Annotated in this window: 8 protein-coding genes; 6 read left to right on the top strand and 2 right to left on the bottom strand. The window is 70.6% G+C overall.

Features of this window, described 5'->3' with window-relative positions:
• Window positions 1-294: 294 nt before the first annotated feature.
• Both ACFXMF_RS46280 and ACFXMF_RS46275 read left to right on the top strand, forming a co-directional pair.
• Window positions 295-1,263: a helix-turn-helix domain-containing protein gene (locus ACFXMF_RS46280; RefSeq protein WP_379992488.1), complete on the top strand. Its 969-nt coding sequence runs from the start codon at window positions 295-297 to the stop codon at window positions 1,261-1,263.
• Window positions 1,260-1,715 (top strand): GNAT family N-acetyltransferase, encoded by a 456-nt coding sequence (locus ACFXMF_RS46275; protein ID WP_360323514.1) that lies wholly within the window; start codon window positions 1,260-1,262, stop codon window positions 1,713-1,715. The genes ACFXMF_RS46280 and ACFXMF_RS46275 overlap by 4 nt, the downstream gene beginning before the upstream one ends.
• 137 nt (window positions 1,716-1,852) lie before the next feature.
• Here ACFXMF_RS46275 and ACFXMF_RS46270 read toward each other — a convergent pair whose 3' ends face one another.
• Together ACFXMF_RS46270 and ACFXMF_RS46265 are read right to left on the bottom strand one after the other, a co-directional pair.
• A complete protein-coding gene (locus ACFXMF_RS46270; RefSeq protein WP_360323512.1) occupies window positions 1,853-2,107 on the bottom strand; it encodes a hypothetical protein in 255 nt (84 codons plus the stop codon).
• Between the two features lie 49 nt (window positions 2,108-2,156).
• Window positions 2,157-3,377, bottom strand: a complete 1,221-nt coding sequence (locus ACFXMF_RS46265) for an MFS transporter (protein ID WP_379992489.1) — start codon at window positions 3,375-3,377, stop codon at window positions 2,157-2,159.
• A 78-nt stretch (window positions 3,378-3,455) separates the two neighbouring features.
• Here ACFXMF_RS46265 and ACFXMF_RS46260 point away from each other — a divergent pair, with 78 nt between their 5' ends.
• The 4 genes from ACFXMF_RS46260 to ACFXMF_RS46245 form a co-directional block, all read left to right on the top strand.
• On the top strand, window positions 3,456-4,331 hold the full coding sequence (locus ACFXMF_RS46260) for an acyl-CoA thioesterase domain-containing protein (protein ID WP_360323508.1): 876 nt from the start codon (window positions 3,456-3,458) through the stop codon (window positions 4,329-4,331).
• A gap of 39 nt (window positions 4,332-4,370) precedes the next feature.
• Window positions 4,371-4,745, top strand: a complete 375-nt coding sequence (locus ACFXMF_RS46255) for a VOC family protein (RefSeq protein ID WP_360323506.1) — start codon at window positions 4,371-4,373, stop codon at window positions 4,743-4,745.
• Window positions 4,746-4,856: 111 nt separating this feature from the next.
• The gene (locus ACFXMF_RS46250) at window positions 4,857-5,636 is read left to right on the top strand and encodes an enoyl-CoA hydratase/isomerase family protein (protein WP_379992490.1); all 780 of its coding nucleotides are present in this window, start codon (window positions 4,857-4,859) and stop codon (window positions 5,634-5,636) included.
• 6 nt (window positions 5,637-5,642) lie between these two features.
• Window positions 5,643-6,096: SDR family NAD(P)-dependent oxidoreductase (locus ACFXMF_RS46245; protein ID WP_379992491.1), on the top strand; the 454-nt coding region annotated here is incomplete at its 3' end.

The raw sequence follows: 6,096 nt of genomic DNA, 5'->3' as shown, positions 1-6,096 counted from the left end.
GCCCATGTCCCTTGGGCCGGGCGCGCGGTCGTTCGCCGATGCGCCGCGGGCCCGACGCGCCGTCGGACCCGCGTGCCGTTCAGTGGTGCCACGACCGGGGCTTGCCCCGATCGCGCGTGTCGGCCGATCGACCCAGAGTCGACAGACCACCGAGAATCATCGTGATCACCAGGAAAACCGCCAGAACTGTCATGTCTCCAGAGTGCCCGATGCTTGCACATGCATCGAGTGGCAGGACTGCCGGATAGGCAAAAGATCCTGCCATCCCAGCCGAACTGCCGGCATGCTGGACGCATGCTGCGCAATGTGGTCGTGATCGTTCAGGACGGGGTCGCGCCCTTCGAACTCGGGGTGCTGTGCGAGGTATTCGGCATCGACCGGAGCGAGGAGGGCTGCCCGGTCTACGACTTCGCGGTGTGCGCGGTCACCCCCGGCCGGGTTCGCGCCAAGGCCGGCTACGACCTGTTCGCCGAACACGGCCTGGACCGGGTCGCGAACGCGGACCTGATCGCGATTCCGGCCTCCGCCGAGCACGACGAGAACGCGGCGCCCGATCCGCGGCTCCTGGACGCGCTGCGGGCCGCCGAGGCCCGGGGTGCGTGGATCATGAGCGTCTGCACCGGCGCCTTCACGCTGGCCCGGGCCGGCCTGCTCGACGGCCGGCGCTGCACATCGCACTGGAAGTACACGGACCGCCTCGCCCGCCGGTACCCGCTGGCCATCGTCGAACCGGACGTGCTCTACGTCGAGGACCGGCGGGTGATCACCAGCGCGGGCACCGCCGCCGGCATCGACGCGTGCCTGCACCTGGTCCGGCTGGAGGACGGCAGCCGGGTGGCCAACGCGATCGCCCGCCGGATGGTGGTGCCGCCGCACCGCGAGGGCGGCCAGGCGCAGTACATCGCCCGGCCGCTGCCCGAGCGCTCCGGCAGCCCGCTCCAAGCCACCCTGCTGTGGATGGAGCAGCGCCTGTCCCGCGAGGTGACGGTGGATCGGATGGCCGAGCACGCGCTGATGTCCCCGCGTACCTTCGCCCGCCGGTTCCAGCAGGAGACCGGCACCACCCCCTACGAATGGCTCACCGCGCAACGCGTGTTGCTGGCCCAGGAACTCCTGGAGGAGACCGACCTGCCGATCGACACCGTCGCCGAGCGCTCGGGCTTCGGCAGTGCCGCGACACTGCGCCATCACTTCCTGCGCCGGCGCGGCACCACACCGCAGAACTACCGCCGGACCTTCTGCCCCGGGAGCGCCACCGCATGACCGCGCCGCCGATCCGTACCGCCCGCGCGGACGACTACGACACCATCGTCGCGGTGCTGGACGCCTGGTGGGGCCGCCCGATCATGGACAAACTGCCGCGGCTGTTCCTGGACCACTTCCATCCGACCAGCCTGGTCGCCGAGGACGACGCCGGGCTCGGCGGTTTCCTGATCGGGCTGCTCTCGCCCGCGCACCGGGAGCAGGCGTACATCCACTTCGCCGGCGTCCGACCCGACCTGCGCCGATCCGGACTGGCACGGGAGTTGTACGAGCGGTTCTTCACGCTTGCACGGGCCGACGGCCGCACCCTGGTGCGTGCGATCACCGGGCCGGTCAACACCGGTTCGATCCGCTTTCACACGGCGATGGGCTTCACCGTGCACGGCCCGATCGCAGACCTGGACGGCCCCGGCGCGGACCGGATGCGGTTCGAACGGAGCCTGTCGGCATGAGCGCGAAGAGCCGGCGGCGGCTCAACAGAACCCGGTGACCCGCCGCGCCGGTGCCGATCGTCGGTGCGGCGGCGTAACCTACGTCCTTCGACGGTCCGGTCCGACGCTCTCTTGCCCCTGTTCGGGCCGGGCCGTCGTCAGGTGAGCTTGGCGGCGGCGCGCAACGCGCGCATGATCTTGAACCGATTCGGTCCGAGCACCATCATCGGATGCGCGTGCAGGGCGTGTATGGCGTTGCGTTCCGCTCGAACCACCGCCGACCACTGACGGGTCAGTTCGGCGTCCAGCCGTCCGGGGTTCTCGCGTGCGAACGTCGTGACGACGTCGGCCGCGTGGTCGCGATCCCGCTGAAGAGCAATCAGCTCGGCCGGGATTTCCGCCGCTTCATACATGCGGATCATCGTAGGTGGCGAGCCGCCCTCGACCTAGGACATGCGTGCGTCACACGTGCCGCGAATCCCGCGCGTCCTCCCCCGACGTCGGCTCCCGGTCCGGCCCCCGCTCGCCGCGACCCGCCGCGCAGTACAGCGCGACCGCGCCGCCCAGGGCCGCCGTGCCGAGCAGGATGACGCGGTAGTCCAGCACCGCCAACAGACCCGCCACACCGAGGATCGCGAACGCCGTCGGCGCGAACATGATCGTCCCCGCGGTCGCCGCGACCCGCCCCACCAGGTGCCCCGGCGTCTCCCGCTGCAACACGGTCATCGCCGCGACGTGCACCGCCGGCAACCCGAAGCCGATCGCCACACTGCCGCCCAGAACCGCGGGCAACCACTGCACCACCCGCAGACCCACCCCGACCGCGAACAGCGCCAGGCCGAGCACCGCGAACCCGCGCGGGCCGAGCCGGCGGATCAACGTGCCCGCGCACACCCCGACCACCACGGACCCGGCGCCCTGCGCGGTGTACAGCACGCCGACGAACGCCGGTGAACGATCGAGCCCTTGGTCCACCACGGTGTAGATCGCACCACCGCTGACCCCGGACACCAGCATCGCCAGACCGCCGGAGAACACCAGTCGGCGCAACGGACGATGCGCCCACAGGTAGCCCATGCCCGCGGTGGTCTCCCCCCACCACCCGCCCTCGCTCTTCGCCCGGACCGGCTGGTCGAAGCGCATCAGCGCGAAGACCCCGGCGGCCAGCACGAACGTGCCCGCGTCCAACAACGCGACGGTGTGCCCGCCGGCCCACGCGAACAGGCCCGCGCCCACCAGCGGCGCGACCAGCTTCATCCCTTCGGCCGCGCTGAGCCGCATCCCGTTCAGGTCGCCCAGGATGCCCGGCGCGACGCCGGCCGTGAGCGCGGTCGACTCGGCGGCGTCCAGGAGCACGAAGCCGATGCCGTAGCCGAACATCACCGCGAACAGGATCCACACCTGATCGGCCGAGCGCACGGTCAGGGTGAGGGTCAACAGCGCGGCCAGCGCCAGGTTGACCGCCAGAAGCAGGCGTTTCGCGGGCAGGCGGTCCGCGACCGCACCGAGCAGCGGACCGAACAGGGTCGGCGCGAACACCCCCAGCGCCATCAGCGCCGCCACGCTGTCCGAACCGGTCAGTGTCTTGGCCCAGACGCCGGCGACGAGGGACATCGCGCTGCTGCCGAAGCTGGAGACCACCACGCCGCTCAGATACAGCCCGGCGTTGCGATCCCTGAACACCTTTACCGCACCCCATGCCACTTGCCCACCAGGCCCCTCGTTGTCGATGTCGCGGCTCTGGTTGCTGTACTAGCAGTCATGAGCAGCGACGTCACCCGATTCGTCGAAGAAGTTGAGCCGACCCGACTCAAGTCCGATCTATTCGAGGGGAAAAGCCCTGATCCGGACGCCTTTCGGGTCTTCGGCGGTTGGCTGGTCGCACAGGCGCTCGCCGCCGCCGGAGCCACCGTCGACGAGGACCGGGTGCCGCACTCGCTGCACGCGTCGTTCCTGCGGCCGGCGGATTCCACCCTGCCGCTGACCTACCGGGTCGTGCGGACCCTGCAGGGCCGGACGCTGAGCCATCGTCAGGTCGACGTGCTCCAGGCGGACCGGGTCCTGGTACACCTGGTCGCGTCCTTTCGGGTGACCCGCCCCGAGACGCCGTTCGACCACGCGCCGAGCGCACCCGTGGTGCCCGACCCGGCGACGCTGCCCACGCTCGCGCAGCGTCTGGCCGCACTGAACGGCCCGCTGCGCCGACCGCAGTTGGTCCGGCACAACCCGGTGGACCTGCGCTTCGTGGCACCACCGAGCTGGGCCGACGAGACGTCCACCGCGCGGGCGCCGCACAACGCGCTGTGGTGCCGCGCCGACGGCGAACTTCCCGATCGCCCGTTGCTGCACGCGTGCGCCGTCGCGTACGCGACCGACCTGAGCATTTTGGACACGCTGGTACTGCCGCATGCCCGGGCGCTGGGCCGACGCTGGATCCCCCGGGCCAGCCTGGACCACTCGATTCGTTTCCATCGCCCGTTCCGCGCGGACCGGTGGTGGCTCTACGACCAGGAAGGCACCTCGCTGCACGCCGCGCACGGCACGGTGCACGGTCGGATCTTCGACGCCGCGGGCGCGCTGTTTGCGACGGTGAGCCAAGAGGCACTGTTCGGCGAGCCGGTCGAACACCGGTCGTAGCGCCACCGAGGGCCGGTGGCGCCTGCCGAAGGAGTGCGCATGGTGCAGGTCGGAAAGGTCTCATTGAACGTCAGCGACCAGGACGCGGCGAAGCGCTTCTGGGTCGACAGGATGGGCTTCGAGGAGGTGATGGACACGCCGATGGGCGAGGCCGGCAGCCCGCGCTGGATCGAGGTTCGCGCGCCGGGCGACGGCATCACGCTGATCCTGTTCAGTCAGCGCTTCGACATGGAGAAGGTCGGCTCGCTCAACAACGTGTTGTTCACCTGCGACGACCTGCAAGCCACCTACCGGGAACTGGTCGCCAAGGGCATCGACTTCCCGGACAAGCCCGCTCAGCAGGAATGGGGCTGGTGGGCCACCTTCCGCGACAACGAGGGCAACTTCTACGGATTGACCCAGCGCAACCCGTGACCGGGATCCGCCGGACCGGCCGGGCGACCGGCTGTGATCTTGCCCGCTTGCGGTCCCCGCGGCGCCCCTGGCTCTCGATTCCTGTACGGGGTTGGGATATCCCAGGGTGTCATGGCGGACAAGGTGCTTCTCGACTACGACGGACCGATCGCGACGATCACCAACAACAACCCGGACAAGCACAACGCGTTCGATGACGAGATGGATCAGCTGCTGTGGCAGATCCTCGGCGAACTGCGGCAGCGGCCCGAGGTGCGGGCGGTGATCTGGCGTGCGGTGGGCAAGTCCTTCTCCTCGGGCCGCGACGTGTCCTCGATCGGGGGCCACCGGGTCGAGCTGACCCACCATCAGCTGATGACCCGCGGGCATCGCGGGGTGCAGCAGCTCTTCGAGTTGGACGCGCCGGTGCTGGTGGCCTGCCAGGGCTGGTCGATCGGCGCGTCCTTCCAGCGCGCGCTGTTGTGCGACATCCGGGTGGCCGCCGAGGGCGCTCGGTTCATGCTGCCCGAGACCACGCACGGGGTCATTCCGGACACCGGTGGCGTGGCCCGGCTGTACCAGATCTGCGGGCCCGGGGTGGCCGCCGACCTGGTGCTGACCGGCCGGCCGATGCATGCGGCCGAGGCGTACGCGCACGGCATCGTCTCGCGCGTGGTGCCCGCCGCCGAACTGGACGCCACCGTGCGCGAGATGGCCGAGCGAATCGCCGCCGCCCCGGCGGTGACCGTGAAGATGGCCCGGCGGGTGCTCGGCCACCTCGCCGAACCCGCCGTGCGCACCTCGATGGCCGAGGAACTGATCGCGCAGACCTTCGTCAACAAGTCGGACGACTACGCCGAGTTCCGCGCCGCCCGCGCCGAACAGCGGCCCGCCCACTACACCGGGAGCTGAGCCCTCATGACCGAGGCATCCGACGGCATCATCGGCCTGCCCGAACCGCCCGCCCTGGGCGCCGCCGCGCTGCCGCCCGGCACCTACGCGGACCGTACGGTGTTCGTCACCGGCGGCGGCACCGGTCTGGGCAAGGCGATCGCGATCGAGTTCGCCCGACTGGGCGCGAACCTGGTGGTGGCCAGCCGCAAGGAGGACCACCTGGAGGCGGCCCGCGAGGCGCTGACCGAGGCCGGCGCCAAGGTGCGCACGGTGGCCTGCGACATCCGCGAGCCGGCCGAGATCGAGGCGGCCTTCGACGCGGCCGTCGACACGTTCGGACTCCCGGACGTGCTGATCAACAACGCGGCGGCCAACTTCCCGGTGCCCGCCGAGGAGATGTCCCCCAACGCGTGGCGCACCGTCGTGGACATCACCCTCAACGGCACCTACTTCTGCGCCCGCGAGTTCGCCCGCCGCC

The organism is Embleya sp. NPDC059213 (genome assembly GCF_042754445.1).
Taxonomy (GTDB): domain Bacteria; phylum Actinomycetota; class Actinomycetes; order Streptomycetales; family Streptomycetaceae; genus Embleya.
This window is presented reverse-complemented; position numbering and strand designations above follow the sequence as displayed.